12 protein-coding genes are annotated in these 18,584 nt (G+C 66.7%); 8 read left to right on the top strand and 4 right to left on the bottom strand.

Features of this window, described 5'->3' with window-relative positions:
• The first annotated feature begins 2 nt into the window (after window positions 1-2).
• A complete protein-coding gene (locus tag ACM42_RS36300; RefSeq protein ID WP_271533721.1) occupies window positions 3-1,046 on the top strand; it encodes a glycosyltransferase family 4 protein in 1,044 nt (347 codons plus the stop codon).
• A gap of 64 nt (window positions 1,047-1,110) precedes the next feature.
• A complete protein-coding gene (locus ACM42_RS36295) occupies window positions 1,111-2,094 on the top strand; it encodes a threonine/serine dehydratase (RefSeq protein ID WP_271533245.1) in 984 nt (327 codons plus the stop codon).
• A 385-nt stretch (window positions 2,095-2,479) separates the two neighbouring features.
• Here ACM42_RS36295 and ACM42_RS36290 read toward each other — a convergent pair whose 3' ends face one another.
• Window positions 2,480-4,210, bottom strand: a complete 1,731-nt coding sequence (locus tag ACM42_RS36290; RefSeq protein ID WP_271533244.1) for a caspase family protein — start codon at window positions 4,208-4,210, stop codon at window positions 2,480-2,482.
• A gap of 164 nt (window positions 4,211-4,374) precedes the next feature.
• Here ACM42_RS36290 and ACM42_RS36285 point away from each other — a divergent pair, with 164 nt between their 5' ends.
• Both ACM42_RS36285 and ACM42_RS36280 read left to right on the top strand, forming a co-directional pair.
• Window positions 4,375-4,818 carry an RbsD/FucU family protein gene (locus ACM42_RS36285; protein ID WP_271533243.1) on the top strand — a complete coding sequence of 148 codons (444 nt, stop codon included), beginning with the start codon at window positions 4,375-4,377 and terminating at the stop codon, window positions 4,816-4,818.
• A gap of 140 nt (window positions 4,819-4,958) precedes the next feature.
• The gene (locus tag ACM42_RS36280; RefSeq protein WP_271533242.1) at window positions 4,959-5,318 is read left to right on the top strand and encodes a hypothetical protein; all 360 of its coding nucleotides are present in this window, start codon (window positions 4,959-4,961) and stop codon (window positions 5,316-5,318) included.
• 167 nt (window positions 5,319-5,485) lie between these two features.
• Here ACM42_RS36280 and ACM42_RS36275 read toward each other — a convergent pair whose 3' ends face one another.
• Entirely contained in the window at window positions 5,486-6,826 is a 1,341-nt protein-coding gene (locus tag ACM42_RS36275; protein WP_271533241.1) for a hypothetical protein, read from the bottom strand.
• A 75-nt stretch (window positions 6,827-6,901) separates the two neighbouring features.
• Between ACM42_RS36275 and ACM42_RS36270 the strand changes: the two genes are divergently transcribed.
• Window positions 6,902-8,098: an MFS transporter gene (locus ACM42_RS36270; protein WP_271533240.1), complete on the top strand. Its 1,197-nt coding sequence runs from the start codon at window positions 6,902-6,904 to the stop codon at window positions 8,096-8,098.
• Here the strand turns inward: ACM42_RS36270 and dgcA are convergent.
• Window positions 8,068-9,063 carry an N-acetyl-D-Glu racemase DgcA gene (gene dgcA / locus ACM42_RS36265; RefSeq protein ID WP_271533239.1) on the bottom strand — a complete coding sequence of 332 codons (996 nt, stop codon included), beginning with the start codon at window positions 9,061-9,063 and terminating at the stop codon, window positions 8,068-8,070. The genes ACM42_RS36270 and dgcA overlap by 31 nt on opposite strands.
• Window positions 9,064-9,197: 134 nt before the next feature.
• Here dgcA and ACM42_RS36260 point away from each other — a divergent pair, with 134 nt between their 5' ends.
• Genes ACM42_RS36260 through ACM42_RS36250 form a run of 3 tightly spaced genes read left to right on the top strand, consistent with a single transcriptional unit; the run spans window position 9,198 to window position 12,000 of the window.
• Window positions 9,198-10,331, top strand: a complete 1,134-nt coding sequence (locus ACM42_RS36260) for an MlaE family ABC transporter permease (RefSeq protein ID WP_271533238.1) — start codon at window positions 9,198-9,200, stop codon at window positions 10,329-10,331.
• 2 nt (window positions 10,332-10,333) lie between these two features.
• The gene (locus tag ACM42_RS36255; protein ID WP_271533237.1) at window positions 10,334-11,104 is read left to right on the top strand and encodes an ABC transporter ATP-binding protein; all 771 of its coding nucleotides are present in this window, start codon (window positions 10,334-10,336) and stop codon (window positions 11,102-11,104) included.
• Between the two features lie 29 nt (window positions 11,105-11,133).
• The gene (locus ACM42_RS36250; protein ID WP_271533236.1) at window positions 11,134-12,000 is read left to right on the top strand and encodes an MlaD family protein; all 867 of its coding nucleotides are present in this window, start codon (window positions 11,134-11,136) and stop codon (window positions 11,998-12,000) included.
• A 658-nt stretch (window positions 12,001-12,658) separates the two neighbouring features.
• Here the strand turns inward: ACM42_RS36250 and ACM42_RS36245 are convergent.
• The gene (locus ACM42_RS36245) at window positions 12,659-18,298 is read right to left on the bottom strand and encodes a negative regulator of septation ring formation (protein ID WP_271533235.1); all 5,640 of its coding nucleotides are present in this window, start codon (window positions 18,296-18,298) and stop codon (window positions 12,659-12,661) included.
• Window positions 18,299-18,584: the final 286 nt, after the last annotated feature.

The raw sequence follows: 18,584 nt of genomic DNA, 5'->3' as shown, positions 1-18,584 counted from the left end.
TGATGCGCATCCTGGTCGCGACCGACGCCTGGCACCCGCAAGTCAACGGTGTGGTTCGGACGCTGACCAAGCTTGCTGACGCGGCCAGGGATCTCGACGTCGAATTCGCGTTCCTGACGCCGCAATCGTTCCGCACCTTCGCGATGCCGAGCTATCGCGACGTGCGGCTGGCCATGCCGCGCCCGGCCCGGATCGCGAGGCTGATCCAGGAAGCGCGTCCGGACAGCATCCACATCGCGACGGAAGGGCCGATCGGACTGATGGTCCGCCGCTATTGCCGCCAGCGCAAGCTGCCGTTCACGACCAGCTTCCATACCCGTTTCCCCGAATATGTCCGCGCCCGCGTGCCGGTGCCGGGCTCGCTGATCTGGCACGCGCTGCGCCGTTTCCACGCGCCCAGCCGTGCGGTGATGGCGGCAACCCCGGCGCTGGCCCGCGAACTGACCGACCGCGGCTTCGACAATGTCGTGCTGTGGCCGCGCGGGGTGGATACCGGCCTGTTCCATCCCCGTGCCATTGATCTCTGCCTGCCGGCACCTGTGTTCCTGTCGGTGGGCCGGGTCGCGGTGGAGAAGAATCTCGAGGCCTTCCTCGACCTCGATCTGCCCGGCACCAAGGTCATCGTCGGTGACGGCCCGGCGCGTGCCTCGCTGGAGGAGGCCTATCCCGATGCGATCTTCCTCGGCGAGAAGCAGGGCGAGGCGCTGGCGGACATCTACGCGGCCGCCGACGTGTTCGTGTTCCCCAGCAAGACCGACACGTTCGGCCTGGTCCTGCTGGAAGCGCTCGCCAGCGGCCTGCCGGTGGCGGCCTTTCCGGTGAAGGGCCCCCGCGACGTGATCGGCGATGCGCCGGTCGGGGCGCTCGATCACGATCTGGGCAGTGCCTGCTTTGCCGCGCTCGACGTCTGTCGGCAGGACTGCGTCGCGTTCGCCGCCAACTACACTTGGGAAGCCTCGGCGCGGGTCTTTATCGACAGCATCAGGGCGGCTGGCGCGGTGCTGCCCGGCGGGAACGGGACGGAACAGCCGCGCTTCGTGGCCTGATCGGGAGAAATCCTCGCGCGGAGGTGTCTTGCCGGGGCCTCGTCGGCCGCGATACCATTCCGCCATGACCGAGCAGCTCCTCCCGGTCGGCCCTGCCGACATCGATGCCGCAGCGCGCGTGATCGCGCCTTACGCCATCCGCACCCCGCTGTTGTCCTTCCCCGTGCTCAACGAGCGCGTCGGTGCGAAAGTGTTCTTGAAGCCGGAGATGCTCCAGCGCACCGGCTCGTTCAAGTTCCGCGGCGCCTTCAACAAGGTGTTCTCGATCCCGCAGGACAAGCGCGCCGGTGGCGTGGTTGCGTTCTCCTCGGGCAACCATGCCCAGGGCGTGGCAGCCGCGGCAAAAATCCTCGACATGCAGGCAACCATCGTGATGCCGGCGGATGCGCCGCTGTCGAAGCGCGAGCGCACCAAATCCTACGGCGCCGAGGTCGTGCTGTACGACCGCGACCGCGACGACCGCGAGGCGATCTCACGCGGCATCGCCGAGAAGCGCGGCGCGACGCTGGTGAAGCCCTATGACGATCCCTTCGTGATCGCGGGGCAGGGCACCGCCGGCCGTGAGATCGCCGAGGACATGGCGAGCCTCGGTCTCGCTCCTGATATCGTGGTGGCGCCGGCCTCGGGCGGCGGCCTGATTGCGGGCGTCGCGACGGCGGTGAAGGCGCGCTATCCGCTCGCCGAAATCGTGGTGGCCGAGCCGGAGGCATTCGACGATCACGGCATCTCGCTGACCGCCGGCCACCGCGAGCCGCATCCACCCGCAGGCCGCACCATCTGCGATGCGCTGATGGCCTTGATACCCGGCGAGATGACCTTTGCGATCAACAGCAAGCTGCTCGCGCGCGGCGTCACTGCATCGGACAAGGAAGTCGGCGCGGCCGTCGCGTTTGCCTATCGCGAGCTCAAGCTCGTGGTTGAGCCCGGCGGCGCCGTCGGCCTCGCCGCGCTGCTCGCGGGGCGTCTCGACGTCGCCGGAAAGAACGTCGTCATCGTGCTCTCGGGCGGGAACGTCGACGCCGATCTGTTCGCCGAGCTGGTGGCTTAGTCGTCTTTCCGGGGCTCGCGAAGCGAGAGCTACGATGCGCAATTGCGCATCTGAGAATCCATTTCTCCGCCGACTCTGCCGCACAATGGATTCCGGGCCTGCGCCTCTCGGCGCATCCCGGAATGACGAAGCTCAAGAGCTGACATGAAGAAGGGGCAGAGCGCTGCGGCTCTGCCCCTTCTGGTTTGTCGATCTTGTGGTTCGAACTATCTGCGTGCTCGGTGCAACCTCTCCCGCTTGCGGGAGAGGTCGGCACGCAGTGCCGGGTGAGGGCTTTCTCGAAACGGGGATATTCTCAGTAGTCCACCAACTTTCCCATTGCGGAGGCACCCTCACCCCAACCCTCTCCCGCAGGCGGGAGAGGGAGCGCACCTTCTGCGTGGTTTCAGCGCATGAAGCCGCCGCGACGGTTGCCGCCGCCGTTCATGTTCGGCGCCTGGTTCATCGACTGCCGGAAGTTGTCGTTGCTGTTGACCATGCGGTTCGGCATCGCATTGAGCTGCGGACGATTGTTCAGGACCTGCACCTTGTTCACCGGGTTGCTGTTGGGCTTCACGATGCCGGTGTTGCCGTTGGTGATGCGGATCGGGCGGTTCTGCGTCTGAACATTGATCGGCTTCGCGTCGATCTTCGATCCGCCCTTGCCGACATTCACCGGCATGCTCACGATCTTGCCGGGGATATGGTTGCCGGCGCCCGGTCTGGTGTTGGTCGCGGGCAGCGTCACGATCTTGCCGATGCCGCCATTGCTCTTGCTCGTGTTGCTCGGCGCAGGCAGGGTGACGATCTGGCCGCCATTGCCGAGCTTGCCGAACACTTTGCCGTCGATCGGCTTCTGCACGACCGGCAGGTTGCCGTCCATCTGCGACGCACCATGACCCTGCTGCATCAGCGGCATATATTTGGGCTGGCCGAGATTGCCGATCTTGAGGGTCGGAGCAATGTTCTGCGGCGCCAGGAACTTGGTCGCCTGCATCAGGGGGATCTGCTTCGGCTGCGCCTGCAGCTTCAGCGCGACCTGCGCATATGGGCTGTTGCCGTAGCTGTCATGGAAGCTCTTGTAGGCAAGGGGCGAGTTCGCGAGCACCGCCTTGTGCCAGGCCTGCGAGATCAGCAGGTTCTTCAGCAGCCAGCGGACGTGGTCGCACAGCGGATCGTGCGGGTACATCTGGATGAACTCCTGATAGTATTCCGGACGGCCCTCGGACACGACGTAGTCATAGGCCTGGCGTGTCGAACGGCTCGGCAGGCTGGAGGCCATCTGCACGACAGGCGCCTTCACCGGCGCGCGGTTGGCGGCAACCGCGGTGTCGCCGAAGAAGGTGAAGTCACTCGTCAGCGAGGAGCTCTCCCACGGGATCTGCGCGCCGCTCGTGGTCTGGTTGACCTGCAGGCGCACGCGCTTGAACAGCTGCTCGATCGGTACGTTGGGCTCGCGCGCGACGTTCAGGAACGCCTGCGTATAGGGGCTGTGGCCGCCCGTGCCGTCGAGCGCCTCGGCGCCCGGCGCAGTCGAGTAGCCGACGATCGATCCGTTCGGCGCATCGACGATGGCAAGGCCGCGGCCGGCATCGTTGACCTCGGGGAACGGATTGTTGCGGCAGGCATCGAGAATGACGATGCGCATGCGGCTCGGGATCGTCTCCAGCGTGGACATCACGTCGACGAGGCGCACCGAATTGTTGACGAGCTCGGTCGGGCTGGAGACCTTGGCGTCCACGGGAACGAGATAGTTCTCGCCGGCGAGCTGCACGCCGTGACCGGCGTAATAGACCATCGCCACCGTGTTGGGACCGCGCGAGGCGACCTTGGCGGAAAAGTCCTGGACGACGCGGAGCATGTCGTTCTGGGTCAAATCGGTCGCTGCGACGACTTCGAAGCCGGCGGAGTTCAAGAACTGCGCCATCGATTGCGCGTCATCGTCGGGGTTCGCAAGCTGCGGCGCGTTCTGGTAGTTCGCATTGCCGATCACCAGCGCCACCCGCTGCTCGGGGCCTTGCAGGGCGGTGGGGGCGGGTGCAACCGGGGCGACCTGCGCGGAAACGGGCCCGCAGGCGAAGCCGAACAGGCTTCCCAGCAGGCTCGCCGTCATCAGGAAAGGCTTTAAGCGGAACATGGCGTGCTCCTTTGGCACTCATCTCGATGCGAGATTGGTTGCGAGCAAGCTTGGCCGCGTTCGACCCTGTGGTTCGTGATTCCTATCATCAGGGCCGCGTACGTGATCTGAATCACGCTTGGAGCCTGCTATGGTGAACGATCGATTGGAGGATAGTCCGCCACATGCTGAAATCGATCGATCCGATCCTGACGCCCGACCTGCTCTGGCTGCTCGCCTCCATGGGCCATGGCGACGACCTCGTTTTCGTCGATGCCAATCACCCCGCCACGCGCATCGCACAGGGCACCTCATCGCGGCGCCTGATCCAGCTGCCGGGCATGAGCATGGAGGTCGCCATCCGCGCCATCATGTCGATCTATCCGCTCGACGATTTCGATCCCGATCCGGTGCGCGTGATGACGCCGGTGGATGATCCCGACCGCGTGCCCGAGGTGCAGCATGCGGTGCTGGCGGAGATCGCGCGCGCAGCCGGTCGCCCCGTCACTTCCGGCAAGCTGTCACGGGCGGATTTCTATCGTGCGGCGGCGGCAGGCTTTGGCGTCGTGCAGGTCGGCGACAGCCGAGCCTATGGCTGCTTCCTGCTCCGCAAGGGCGTGATCAGCTAGCGGGGCTGCGTTCGATCGACGCACGGCTTGATGCAAAGCGGATGCGGTCATCGTGTGCGATGATCCTGTGCACATCGGTGCGATCAGCCAGAACTCGAATTTGAATGGCCTTCCAGCAAGCGAGCGTCTATCATCGATCCATGTCCCGCCTTGTATGTCTATTCGTTGCTGTCATCCTGTCGCTGCTGCCGGCCGTCGCGCCCGCTGAGGCCGCGCAAAAGCGTCCCAAGCCGGTCTGGAAGGGCTACGGCTTCCTGCCGGGCTATCGGCAGCCGCTGAGCAACAGCATTCCGCTCTACAAGCAGAAGGACGCGATGCGGCGCCTTGCGCGCAACGACCGCCGCCATTGGTACATCGACCCGGTTCCGCAATATTACCGCTGGGATGGCGAGTGGCATTATTTCGGCCGCCCAGGCTTCAACGGCGGCCGCTACAATGGCGGCAGTTTCGGTCCGTGCTGGACGCGCACGCCGATCGGGCCGATCTGGAATTGCGGGTAAGCTGACAGCGGCGGTGTCGCGCCCCGGACGCAGCGCAGCGTCTCTTCGACGGTGCGCTGCAGAGCCGGGGCCCATGTGGCAGTAGAACTCGTGGCTCCTGGGACCCGGATCTGCACTTCGCTTGTCCGGGACACGAGAGTGAACGGCGCGGGAAAGAGCGCGTCCTCTTACGAGAAGAAAGCGATCTTCTCGGCCTGGGTCATGCGGCGGATCGGCGCGAGCGGGTCGTTGGCCGGCGCGCGCGGCTTCTGCAGGATGCCGCTGGCGAGGATGGTGGCGCCGAGCGAGGGCTCGGGTGAGGACGTGGACAGGGGCGAAGGCATCGGCAGCGTCGCGGTCGACGCTGCGGCGAATGTTGCCGTGGCCGCCATGGCCGGGGCCTGCTGCTCCATCACCTCGGCGGCGGCTTCGGCAATGGCGTCGGTGAGGCGCGCGAGCGAGTCCATCGCGATCGGTGCGTCCGCGCCAGGCTCTTCCGCGACGACCGGCTCGGATGCGATCGGCTCCGGAATCTCGGCGGCAACGGGCGCTGCGACGTCCGAGGCCATCGGTTCCGGCGTCGGCGCGGCCAGCTCGACCGGCTCGATGATCTCGTCGAACTCCGGATCGGGCGCGGCCATCTCCAGCGCGATGGCGTCGAGGATGGCTTCGTCCTCGGCTTCCGCTGCGGCATCAGGCAAGAACGCGTCGGCGGCCTCCGCGAGTGCGGGTTCGGCGGTCGGCTCCTCGAGAGCGACGTCTTCAACCGCGACCTTGTCGGGCCCGATTTCGCTTTCGGCGGCCTTCTCCGGCACGGCGACAGCGTCGACAGCCTGATCGGCCATGGCGAGCGCTTCGGTGGTGCCGGCCTCCTCAGCGGCTGCCTCGGGCTCGGGAGTTGCTGCGATCTCCTGCGGCGTCTCCGTAAAAGCCACGGGGGCTTCACTGACTATTTCAGCGGGCGCGGCGGAGGGCGCGGCCTGCGGCGTTGCGCCGCCGTCAAGCTGCTCAACACGATCCCTCAGCAGATCGAAGGCAGCCCTGAGCTCGACGCGGGGGTCGATGGTCGAAATCTGCCCGCAGGCGGCCTCGATCGAGGCGAGCTGCGAATCAATGAGGTCGCAGATTCGTCCGTCGGCGCCGATCTCGCGCCAGCGCCAGGAGATCTCCTTGATGATGCGCACCCCGCGCGGGATCGGCGCGAGGCTCGCCTCGATCGCCGCGGGATCGAACGCCGCGATCGCGATCGTCTCGGCCTCGCGAATGGCGCGGCGGATTTCGATCAGCGCTTCGGGCAGTCGGTCCTCGACGACGGGTTGTCGCTGTGCCGCAAGGGTTTCTTCGATTCTGGCGACCGCATCCAGCACCATGCTTGTGTCGGCATTGCGGTTGCGCCTGGCGTATTCGCCGAGGAACCAGCGACCGCGCGCGGTCTCCATGAAGGCTTCGCGGATCGCGTCGTAATCCTGCTCGTTCGGCTCGGCCGCGCGGGCAGACATGGGCGAGAGGGCGAATGCTTCGTTGGCCATGACAATCTCGTCGCGCAAATCACCGCGCGTTACTGTAACGATCACCACGATATCGACCGAATCGCAATTGGTTTGATGGCAGGCGAATCACAAATCCCCATTGCTGCAGCCAAGAAGCGGCGATTCGCCGTGAGCCTGGCCCTGTTCTATTCGGCCATCTTCGCGGTCTCGGGCACGCATCTGCCGTTCTTTCCGGTCTGGCTGAAGGCGATCGGCATAGACGCGGCCTGGATCGGGCTCATCAATGCGCTGCCGGCGATCACGCGCTTCACCACGCTGCCGCAAGTGACCGCCTTTGCCGAAAAGCGGCATGCCATTCGCGCTGCCATGATGGTGTCCGTGCTGGCGACCGCGGTCGGCTTCACGGCGCTTGGATTGCAGCAGCAGCCGCTGGCGTTGCTTCTGATCTATGCGCTGACCTGCATGATGTGGACACCGACGATGCCGCTCACCGATGCCTATGCGCTACGCGGTGTCGCCCGCTACGGGCTCGACTACGGACCGCTGCGGCTGTGGGGCTCGGCGGCGTTCGCCGCCGGCTCGCTCGCCTGCGGCTATCTCGTCGACGTCATCGCGGCGCGCGATCTGATCTGGGTCATCGTGGCCTGGGCGGTCGTTGCGGTGCTCGCCAGCTTGCTGCTTCAGCCGCTCGACGATGTCAGGCAGAGGACGACGGAGAGGCATGCCGGCTCGGCGCTGCTGCGCGATATCGGCTTCTGGGCGGTCATCGCCTCGGCCGCGCTGATCCAGGGCAGCCACGTCGCCTATTACACCTTCTCGGCCATCAACTGGCAGCTCCATGGGATCAGTGGGCTGGTGATCGCGGGGCTGTGGACGCTGGGCGTGATCGCCGAGATTGTCGTGTTCGCGCTGTCGCCGCGCTTCTCGCTGCACCCGTCCACGATGATCGCGATCGGCGGGCTCAGCGCCGTCGTGCGCTGGGTCGTCACCGCGAGCGAGCCGCCGCTCGCGCTGCTCGCGATCGTGCAGCTCGGCCACGGCCTCACCTTCGGCATGACCATCGTCGGCACCATGAATCTCCTGGTGCAGCGCGTACCGGCGCATCAGATCGCGCGGGGGCAGGGCTACTATGCCGCCTGCAACGGGCTCCTGGGCGCTGCGACCTCGATCGCGTCAGGCGCGATCTACGCCCGCATCGGCGATAGCCTGTACTACGTGATGGCCGCGATGGCCGGCCTGGGGGCGCTCGTGATCTGGTCAGCGCGGCACCGCCTCACGGCTCATCCCCACAGCGCGGAATCAGGCGGATAGACCAGGCTTCCGTCGTAACGCAGCCCATGATCGCGATCGCGCGTGAGCAGCAGGGGCCCGTCGAGATCGACGAAGCGCGCCTGCGGCGTCACCAGCATCGCCGGGGCCATCGACAGCGAGGTCGCGACCATGCAGCCGATCATGATCTCGAAGCCGAGCGCCTGTGCGGCATCGGCCATGGCAAGCGCCTCGGTGAGGCCGCCGGTCTTGTCGAGCTTGATGTTCACGGCATCGTAGCGTTCGCGCAAAGGCGCGAGCGAGGAGCGGTCATGCACGCTCTCGTCGGCGCAGACCGCGATCGGGCGCCTGATCCGCGCCAGCGCCTCGTCCTTGCCTGATGGCAGCGGCTGCTCCACCAGGGTGACGCCCGCTGTGGCGCAGGCGGCGAGATTGTGTTCCAGATTGGCTTCGGTCCAGGCCTCGTTGGCGTCGACGATCAGCTCGGATTCGGGAGCGGCCTTGCGTACCGCCGCGATCCGCTCCGGGTCGCCGTCGCCGCCGAGCTTGATCTTGAGCAGCGGCCGGTGCGCCGCTTTGGCGGTCGCCGCGGCCATGGCCTCGGGGGCCGCTAACGAGATCGTGTAGGCGGTGATGCGCTCTCCGGGCGTCGGGCGGTTCAGCAGGTTCCAGGCCCGCAGGCCGGCCGACTTGGCCTCGAGGTCAATCAGGGCGCAATCCAGGGCGTTGCGGGCCGCACCCGGCGGCATGGCCACCTGGAGGGCCTGCCGGGTGAGACCGCCCGCGAGGGCCTGCTGCATGGCCTGGATGGCGGCAAGGGTCGCCTCCGGTGTCTCGCCGTAGCGGGAATAGGGCACGCACTCGCCGCGGCCGGTCAGGCGGTCGTGGCTTACCTCCACCACGACGGTCACGGCCTCGGTTTTGGCGCCCCGGCTGATGGTGAAGCTGCCGGCGATCGGGAAGCGCTCGATTCGCGCCGCCAAAGTTACTAATTTCATGGAAGTCATTTTGAACTCTGGCGAAATCTGAACCTGCTAGTTACCTCTATCAACTAACATTAACCACTTGGGGATACCTTCTCTGGGTAAGGGCGCGTGCGCAACCATCTGATTTTCTCCGCCCCGGTACGGGAGCGGACATTTTGAGCAGCGATCCGAAGCTCGAACGGATTGCCAAAGGCAACGCGCTGGCACTTTGCGCTACCGGGACCTGGACCGCGAGCTTCGCGCCGGTCCTGGAGCGGATGGTGGCTGACGCCGAGAAGCTCGCCGGCGGTCCGCAAAGCATCTTCATCGACGTCTCCGAGGTCGCCAAGCTCGACACCTTCGGCGCCTGGCTGATCGAGCGGCTGCGCCGCAGCCTGACCCAAGGCGCTGTCGAGGCGCAGATCGCGGGCCTCTCCGCCAATTATTCCAGCCTCGTGGACGAGGTGCGGCGGGTCAGGGCGACCCAAGTGGTCGACAGCAGCACGATCACCATCTCCGGCATGCTGGAGCAGATCGGCCGGACCGTGGCCGGTGTGGCCGGGACCGTGACAGGCCTCGTGGATATGCTCGGCGCGGTGCTCGCGGCGGGTTTTCGCGTCTTGATCCACCCCCGCTCGTTCCGCCTGACCTCGACCGTGCACCACATGGAGCAGGTCTGCTGGCGCGCGGTGCCGATCATCGTGCTGATCACCTTCCTGATCGGCTGCATCATCGCGCAACAAGGCATCTTCCATTTCCGCCGGTTCGGCGCCGACATCTTCGTCGTCGACATGCTGGGCGTGCTGGTGCTGCGCGAGATCGGCGTGCTCCTGGTCGCGATCATGGTCGCGGGCCGCTCGGGCAGCGCCTACACCGCCGAGCTCGGCTCGATGAAGATGCGCGAGGAGATCGACGCGCTGCGCACCATGGGCTTCGATCCGATCGAGGTCTTGGTGCTGCCGCGCATGCTGGCGCTGGTGCTGGCGCTGCCGATCCTTGCTTTCCTCGGCGCGATGGCCGCGCTCTATGGCGGTGGTCTGGTTGCCTGGCTCTATGGCGGGGTCGAACCCGAGGCCTTCCTGCTGCGCCTGCGCGACGCCATCTCGATCGATCATTTCATCGTCGGCATGGTGAAGGCGCCCGTCATGGCCGCCGTGATCGGCATCGTCGCCTGCGTCGAAGGGCTCGCCGTGCAGGGCAGCGCGGAATCGCTCGGTCAGCACACCACCGCATCGGTGGTGAAGGGCATCTTCTTCGTCATCGTCATGGACGGCGTGTTCGCCATCTTCTTCGCCTCGATCGGGATGTGACGATGGCGGGCGAGATTCAGGATCCCATCATCCGCGTTCGCGACATCACCGTGCAGTTCGGCACGACGCGCGTGCTCGACGGGCTCAATCTCGACGTCAAGCGCGGCGAGATCCTGGGCTTCGTCGGCCCTTCCGGCGCGGGCAAGTCGGTGCTGACGCGCACCATCATCGGCCTGGTGCCGAAGGTCGCAGGCTCGATCGAGGTGTTCGGCGTCGACCTCGATTCCTCCAGCACGTCGGAGCGGCGCAACGTGGAGCGGCGCTGGGGCGTGCTGTTCCAGCAGGGTGCGCTGTTCTCCTCGCTCACCGTCGGGCAGAACATCCAGTTTCCGATGCGCGAATATTTGCGCGTCTCGCAGCGGCTGATGGACGAGATCACCATGGCCAAGCTGACGATGGTCGGCCTCAAGCCTGAAGTCGCCGAACGATTTCCGTCGGAACTCTCGGGCGGCATGATCAAGCGCGTGGCGCTGGCGCGCGCGCTGTCGCTCGATCCGGACCTCGTCTTCCTGGACGAACCGACCTCGGGCCTCGACCCGATCGGTGCCGGCGACTTCGACGAACTGGTCAGGACCCTCCAGCGCACTTTGGGGCTGACCGTTTTCATGGTAACCCACGACCTCGACAGCCTATACACAGCATGTGATCGCATCGCCGTTTTAGGGAACGGTAAGATCATTGCGGCAGGGTCGATCGCCGACATGCAGGCCTCGCAGCACCCCTGGCTGAGGCAGTATTTTCATGGCAAGCGCGCCCGCGCGGTCATGGGTTGAATAGCTGGGTTGAGTAGCCGGAGCACCTGATGGAAACGCGGGCGAATTACGTATTGATCGGCTCGTTCACGCTGGCGGTGATCGCCGCGGCGATCGGCTTCGTGCTGTGGTTCCAGTCGCTGCACACCACCAAGCAGCGCAGCCCTCTGCGCGTCGTGTTCGAGGGGCCTGCCGCGGGCCTGCGCAACGGCGGCAGCGTCAATTTCAACGGTATCAGGGTGGGTGAGGTGGTCTCGGTGAAGCTGGACAACCCGCGGCGGGTTGTCGCACTCGCCATGATCGAGAACAACGCCCCGATCCGCAAGGACACCCTGGTCGGCCTCGAATTCCAGGGCCTCACCGGGGTCGCCGCAATCTCGCTCAAGGGCGGCGACGAGGCCGCGGCCCCGCCGCCGCTCGACCAGGACGGCATCCCGACGCTCACGGCCGATCCCAACAAGCTTCAGGACGTCACCGAGGCGATCCGCGGCACGCTGCAGAACATCAACAAGATCGTCGCCGACAATCAGGAATCGGTGAAGAACTCGCTCAAGAACCTCGAGACCTTCACCAACTCGCTGGCGCGCAATTCCGAGAAGATCGACGCTGTGATGGCCAAGGTCGACGGCGTCATGCTCAAGGCCGACAGCCTCATGCTCGGCCTCAACACGCTGGCCGGCGGCAAGGATGGCGGCGAGCTGTTCCAGGCGGTGAAGTCGATCCGCGAGCTCGCCGACGATTTCGACAAGCGCTCCGGCGCGCTGATGGCCGACGGCCGCCGCACCCTCGGCGATATCAGCCGCGCCGTGAACAATTTCGACCGCAACCCGACCCGCGTGCTGTTCGGCGCCAGCAACTCATCGCAGCCGGCCCCGCCGCCCGAGCCGCCGAAGCCGGCGGCGGCGCCGAGGCGGTAGCAGGCCTTCTTCCCTTTGGGAAAAGGTTGCGCGCGTAGCGCGTCGAATGAGGGGCTCTCTCTTGAATCGAGATGACACGCATGCGCCGGCCGGTAGGATGGGGATCTAAGCGGTAGCCCACCCTGCGGTGCCAGACCTGACGGGCTTCGCAAAGGCCGATCCTGCGATCTGCAGCGGGAGATCCAAATGCGCCTGCCCCGAGCCGTCCTATTGCTGGCGCTGGCGAGCCTATTGGCCTGCGGGCCGGCTCACGGCGCCAAACGCCCGAAGAGCCCGCCAGCGGCCGCGCCGAAAGCTAACGACTCCGGCATCATCCTGTGTACACCTGCCATCGGCTGTCGGCCGATTCGAAAAGGATGCCGTCTCGAACGCGTCGGGTCCGCGCAATTCCCGGAAGAGGTCTGCAGCTAACCGCCTGCAGGATCGCCGACGCTGATTTGGAAGATGCGCATTGGGCACTGAGCTCCAAGTCGACATCGCGGTGATAGACCCTGAAGCGCGGCTTGATCTTGCGGTCGCGAGCGGTGGTCTGACCCTCGATAGATCGGTCCCGATCGACGGCGAATTCACATGCGCTGGGAGGGTCCGCGCAACAACTCCCAAACAGAAACGGAGGCCCCGAGGCCTCCGTTCCTGTTCGTTATCGTCTACAAGCCGCTCACCCCAGCCGGCCCGCCGCGTGGGCGAGCAGCGTGTACACCAGCCCCGTCTCCGAGGTGAGGTGGCTGCGCAGCTCCTGCGGGCCGCGGCCGTCGCGGGCGACTTCGTCGAGCAGGCGCTCGAACTCGGCGACGTAGCGGTCGACCGTGCCCTTGAAGTTGCGGTCGGCGCGGTATTTGCGGGCGACCTCGTCGAAGGCCTTCTGGCCGGCGGGCGTGTAGAGGCGCTTGGTGAAGGCCTTGTTCTCGCCGCGCTGGTAGCGGTCCCACATCTCGGCGGCGAGGTTGCGGTCCATCAGCCGGCCGATGTCGAGCGACAGCGATTCCAGCGGATTGGCGCCAGCCTGCGGCGCCGGTGGCTGCGGAGCGGGGGCAGGGCGGCCGCGCAGCGCCTCACGTCCGGTCGGAGCGCCCTGGTTGGCGTCCGTGCGGCTCAGCAGGTCCGACAGCCAGCCGTCGCGGCCCTGGTCGTTGCTGGAAGGCGCAACCGGCGGCGCTTCGGTACGGCGCGAGGGAGCCGGCATGCCGAGGTCCGGCGGCGGCAGCGTCGAGGCGCTGCCGGTGTCGCGCATGCGGGTCTCGGCAGTCCGGCCGCCGACGGCCGCCAGCACCGGCTCTTCCTGGCGCTGCACGCTGGCGCGGCCCGCCGTGGTGACGTCGAGGCCGCGGCCATGCTGGGCCACGATGCGGTTGAGCTCGGCGAGGGCCTCGATCTGGTCGACGATCACCTTGCGCATCTGCGCCGTGCTCTCGGCAGCCTCCTGCGGCATCTCGAGCACGCCGCGGCGCAGCTCGTTGCGGGTGGCCTCGAGCTCGTTGTGCATCTCGAAGGCCATCTGCTTCATGCTGGAGACGAGATTGGTGAACTTCTCCGTCGACTGCTTGAACATCGCATCCGCCTCGTCGGTGGTCTGGCGGTAGATGTCGTGCATCGCCTCGATCGTCTGCCGGTGCTCCTCCTCGGACGCCGAGCGCACCGCCTCGAACTGGCGGGTGATCGCGGCCGAGCCTGCGCCGGCGGTCTCGGCGACGACGCGGGCGATGTCGCGGGCGCGCTCTTCGGCGGCCGCAAGGGATTCATCGAGCAGTCCGGTGAAGCGCGACAGCCGCTGGTCGAGATCGGCCGTGCGCAGGTCGATCGTGGTGACGAGCGATTCCAGCGCCTGCTTGCGTTCGGCGAGCGAGGCGGTGGTGTTCTTGTTGCTCTGCTCGACGACCTGCGCGGCCTCGACGAGCGCCTTGCCGTGCGCGTCGAACTGGGTCGACAGCTCGCCGAGATCCTGCAGCGCCTTGGTGGTCTTGCTGTTGAAGACGTTGAGTTGCTCTTCCAGGTTCTGCGTGGCCTCACCGTTGCGCGAGGTGACGTCGTTCATCGCCGAGACGAAGTCGGCGACGCGCGTCACCAGCGCACGCTCGAGCGAGTTGAGATTGTCGTGCGCACCGGTCAGCACCTCCTGGAGCAGGATGTTGCCTTCGCGCAGGCGCTCGAACAGGGCCACCGTGTCGGTGCGCAGGATCTTGCTGGTCTCCTGCATCTCGGTGACGGCCGCGATCGAGACCTGGCGCGACTGGTCGATCGCGGAACGCGAGGCCTGCTCGAGGTCCTTGAGCGACTTGCCGACCGCGCTGGTGGCGATCTCGCTCGCCACGTTGATGGTGCGGGCGACTTCCGAACCGTTGCCCATCATGGTCTGCGAGAAGGCCTGGCCGCGCGTCTCGATCGACTTCAGCGCATCGGAGGTGACGCGGTCGATGTCGAGCGTGAGCTGGCTGGTCTTCGAGCCGATGGCGTCGACCAGCGCGCCGCGCTTGGCGTCGATCATGTTCGACAGGCGGTCGGCCTGCTGCTGCACATAGGTGACGATCTCGTCGGTCTTGCCGGTCATGGCCTGGCCGAAGCTGCTGCTGGCGGCGAGCACCGAGCGCTCGACGTCGGACGAGCTCGACTTGACCCGCGAGCTCGCCTCGTTGGAGGCCGAGATCAGCGCGTTCTGGGCGTTGAGCGCGCTGGTCTGGATGTCGTTGGTCGCGTTGGCGGCCGCCGCGCTCAGCGTCCGCTCGATCTCGGTCGAGATCGTGCGGATCTGGCTCGCGGCGTCGGCCGAGGTCGAGGTCAGCGAGATCTGCGCCTCACGCGCGCTGCTGAGGATGGTCGAGGCGGTGTCGGCGCCGACCGCGGTCAGCGTGCGCTCGATGTCCGTCGTCAGCGACTTGATCTGGCTCGCCGCATCGCTCGAGGCGGAGATCAGCGAGCCCTGGGCCTCGCGAACGCCGCTGGTGAGCGCCTCGATGGTGGCGCCGCCGGCGGTCGCCAGCGCGCGCTGCATCTCGGCTGCGAGCGAACGGACCTGGCTGGTCTGTTCGGCCGAGACCGCGAGCAGGGTGCTCTGGGCGTCACGGGCGCTGGTGGTGATCGTCTCGGCGGTCGACTGGCCGACCTGCGAGAGCGAACGATGCACTTCGGCCGCGAGCGACTTGACCTGGCTCGCCGCATCCGAGGATGCCGTGACCAGCGTGCTCTGGGCCTCGCGGGCGCCGCTCATGATGGTCTCGGCGGTCGAGGTGCCCGCCATCGTGAGCGAGCGCTGCACGTCCGAGGACAGCGCCTTGATCTGGTTGGCGGTCTCGGTCGAAGCCGCGACCAGCGCGCTCTGCGCATCGCGGGCGCCGGCGGTGATCGATTCCGCCGTGGTGGTGCCGGCCATGGTGAGCGAACGCTGCACGTCGGCGGTGAGCGTCTTGACCTGGTTGGCCGCGTCCGAGGAGGCGGTGACGAGGGTGGTCTGCACCTCGCGGGCGCCGGCCAGGATCGAGGCTGCGGTGGCAGCGCCTGCCGCCGACAGCGTGCGTTCGACGTCGGCCGCAAGCCCCTTGATCTGGTTGGAGGCATCGCCCGATGCCGCGACCAGCGTCGACTGCGCTTCGCGGGCGCTGGTCAGGATCGAGTTCGCCGCACCGGTGCCGACCGCGGTCAGCGCCTGCTCGACCTCGGCTGAGGTCATCTTGAGCTGGGCGTTGACGTCGGAGGAGACCGTCAACAGCGACTGCTGAGCGGTGCGCGCGCCGGTCTGGATCGTCTCGCTGGTGTTGACGACGAGGTTGGTGAGCGAGCGTTCGGCGTCCTCGACATGCGAGCGGATCGCGGTCGAGATCATCTCGGCGCGGGACATCATGTCCTCGCTGGCCTGGCGTCCGCTGCTCTCGATGCGGCCGGCGACGGCCTCGACGCGCGAGCCGAGCAGGTCCTCGAACTGCGCCACGCGTACGTCGATGTCGCTGGCGACCGAGCCGACCTTGGTCTCGATGGCCTGATGGATCTCCTGGAAGCGCGCCGTGACCGTGTCGGTCAGGTGCGTGCTGCGTCCGTCGATGATCTCGGTGACGCCGGTGATGCGGCGGTCGACCGCCTCGATCGCCTGCGCGGTGCCGTCCGTGAGCGTCGAGCTCAGCAGCGTCAGGCGCGTGTCGATCGACTGCACCGCCTGCGAGGCGCCGTTGGTCACGGCGGTGGTCAGGTAGGTGAGGCGGGAATCGATGGATTCGAGCGCCTGCGTCGCGCCGCCGGTGAGCGTCGTCGTGAGGTGCGTCAGCCTCGTGTCGATCGACTGGATGGTCTGGGATGCGCCATCGGTCAGCGAGGTCGTGAGGTAGGTGAGGCGGCTATCGATCGACTGGATCGCCTGCGCGGCACCGTCGGTCAGCGACGTCGCCAGCGTGTTGATGCGTCCGTCGATGGTTTCGGTCATGGACTGCGCGCGGCTGTCGAACGACTGCTCGAGCTCGGCGACCCGGCCCACGAGCTGCTCGTCGAAGGTCCTGATGTGGCCTTCGATCGTGCCGTCGAGGCTGGCGATCTTGCCGTTCAGCGAGGCGTCGAGATTGCTGACGCGTTCGCCGACCGTGGTCTCGAATTGCACGAGGCGCTGGTCGAGCACCGCCGTGATCTCGCCGCCGTTCGCCGTGAAGCGGGTATCGAAATTGTCGACATAGGTCTTCAGCGTCTCGGCGATGTCCTGCGTGCGCTGGCCCATGCGCTCGACGATCTCGCCGCCGAAGGTCTTCACGGTGCGGTCGAACTCGGAGATGTGGCGCGTGATCAGCGCGCCCAGCGTGCCGGAGTCGCGGGCGAACTTCTCGACCAGCTCGGTGCCCTGGTTCCTCACCAGCTCGTCGAAGGCGCTCATCTGCAGCGACAGCGAGTCGTGCGCGGTCTCGGTCTGGCTGACGACCTTGGCGACCAGGGTGTTGACGGTGGCGTCGAGCGCCTCGCTCGCCTTGTCGCCGCTCGTCATGATGTGGTCGGCGAGCCGGTTGCCGGCGTCGTCGATCTTGGCCGAGAGGTCGTTGGAGCGCAGCTCGAGCTCGAGGAGAAGCGAGTCCGACGAATTCTTCAGGGAATCGTGCACCTGCTCGGTGCGCTCGGAGATGCCGTCGACGATCGCGGCGGAGCGCTGCTCGAATTCGCCGGTGATGCGGTCGATGCGCTCGTTCAGCATCTCGTGGACGCGGTCGGCGAGGTCGACGAACTCGTCGTGGACGTGGCCGGTCTTGAAGTTGAGGCTCGTGGTCAGCCGCTCGCTGGCGTCGAGCACCGCGCGTGTGGTCTCGTTGCTGGCTTCCTCGAGGCGGTCGAGCAGGTCGCCGCCGCGCTCGCCGAGCGCCAGGATCATGTTGTCGCCGGCATTGCTCAGCGCCTGGGTGATGTGCGCCCCGCGCTCTTCGAGCGCGCCGGTGATCGACTTCGCAACCTCGTCGACGCGGGAGGCGATCGCATCCGAGATCAGCGCGATGTCGTGGCGCAGATCGATCTGCACGCCGGAGATGGCGCTGCGGACCTGCTCGGCCTGGCCGACCAGATTGTCGCGCTGATGCGCGATGTCCTGGAGCAGGGCGCGGATGCGCACCTCGTTGTCGCTATAGGCGCGCTCCAGCGCGGCGACCTCGTTGGCGACCAGCGTCTCGAGCTCGCCGGCGCGCGCAATCGCGCGCTCGATGCCGTCGCCCATCGCCGCGACCTCGCGGCGGATGGCCTGGCCGACGGTGACCATGGAATCGGAGGCCGAGCCTTCGGGCTCGGAGAAGCGGATCGCGACCTGCGCCATCGCCTGCGCGATCATGCGCATTTCCTGGCCGCGCCAGACGAGGCTGGCGAGGAAGTAGAACAGCATGATCGGCGCGAAGACCATCGCGATCAGGCCGGCGATGACGAGGACGCCGCCGCTCTGGCCCATGGCGGCCTGGATCGAGGGCAGGAAGCCGACGGTCAGCGCGGCGCAGGCTGCGAGCCAGACGCCGGCGAAGATGGTGGCGAAGGTGTAGACGCTGCGGGCGGGGCGGCCCTTCTGAAGCGCCTGGAGCAGCTGGCCGATGGTCTCGCGGTCGTCATTCGCGGCGCGGCGCGATGAGAGCGGCTCCTCAACCGTATCGAACACGGTCGACCGCTCATTGGGGGCCGGTCGCGGCTCGAAGCTCGGCTCATCGATGATCGGGGGCGCGGGCGGCACCGGGGGCGCCGCTTCGTTGCGCGCGGTGGCGTTGCGGCTGGTATCGGCAGCCGTGTCACTGATGTTCAGGGCTTCCTGGATCGCAGAAAGCGCAACTTCTGTGGGGTCTTTGACCTTTTTCGGAGTGTTCGCCATGTTCAGTCCGAGCCCTCGTTACTTGTACGCGTCCCCCCGCGAGCCCTGCGCTCGGCGCAAGCCCACAGACCGGATCATGCCGCTTGCGCGGATCTCCGAGCCATCCCCACCCGGACGGCTTGTCCGCCAATTTCCGCAACATCCTATTGGCAGAGCGTCGCGAATGAAATGCCTGCGATTAAGACAATCTTAATCATCGTTAACAGGATCGCGCCCTAACGCCTTAGCAATAAATGCAATTCTCCACCGGACTCGGCCAATTGCGGCAACTTTCCGTCAACAAGCG

The organism is Bradyrhizobium sp. CCBAU 25338 (assembly GCF_028128965.1).
GTDB lineage: Bacteria > Pseudomonadota > Alphaproteobacteria > Rhizobiales > Xanthobacteraceae > Bradyrhizobium > Bradyrhizobium liaoningense.
The sequence above is the reverse complement of the archived record's forward strand: the minus strand, read 5'-3'. Positions and strand labels throughout refer to the sequence as shown.

Excerpts from the sequence above, each read along its gene's own strand:
- ACM42_RS36300 (WP_271533721.1), top strand. The coding sequence starts at position 3 with ATGCGCATCCTGGTCGCGACCGACGCCTGGCACCCGCAAGTCAACGGT.
- ACM42_RS36295 (WP_271533245.1), top strand. The coding sequence starts at position 1,111 with ATGACCGAGCAGCTCCTCCCGGTCGGCCCTGCCGACATCGATGCCGCA.
- ACM42_RS36290 (WP_271533244.1), bottom strand. The coding sequence starts at position 4,210 with ATGTTCCGCTTAAAGCCTTTCCTGATGACGGCGAGCCTGCTGGGAAGC.
- ACM42_RS36285 (WP_271533243.1), top strand. The coding sequence starts at position 4,375 with ATGCTGAAATCGATCGATCCGATCCTGACGCCCGACCTGCTCTGGCTG.
- ACM42_RS36280 (WP_271533242.1), top strand. The coding sequence starts at position 4,959 with ATGTCCCGCCTTGTATGTCTATTCGTTGCTGTCATCCTGTCGCTGCTG.
- ACM42_RS36275 (WP_271533241.1), bottom strand. The coding sequence starts at position 6,826 with ATGGCCAACGAAGCATTCGCCCTCTCGCCCATGTCTGCCCGCGCGGCC.
- ACM42_RS36270 (WP_271533240.1), top strand. The coding sequence starts at position 6,902 with ATGGCAGGCGAATCACAAATCCCCATTGCTGCAGCCAAGAAGCGGCGA.
- dgcA (WP_271533239.1), bottom strand. The coding sequence starts at position 9,063 with ATGACTTCCATGAAATTAGTAACTTTGGCGGCGCGAATCGAGCGCTTC.
- ACM42_RS36255 (WP_271533237.1), top strand. The coding sequence starts at position 10,334 with ATGGCGGGCGAGATTCAGGATCCCATCATCCGCGTTCGCGACATCACC.
- ACM42_RS36250 (WP_271533236.1), top strand. The coding sequence starts at position 11,134 with ATGGAAACGCGGGCGAATTACGTATTGATCGGCTCGTTCACGCTGGCG.
- ACM42_RS36245 (WP_271533235.1), bottom strand. The coding sequence starts at position 18,298 with ATGGCGAACACTCCGAAAAAGGTCAAAGACCCCACAGAAGTTGCGCTT.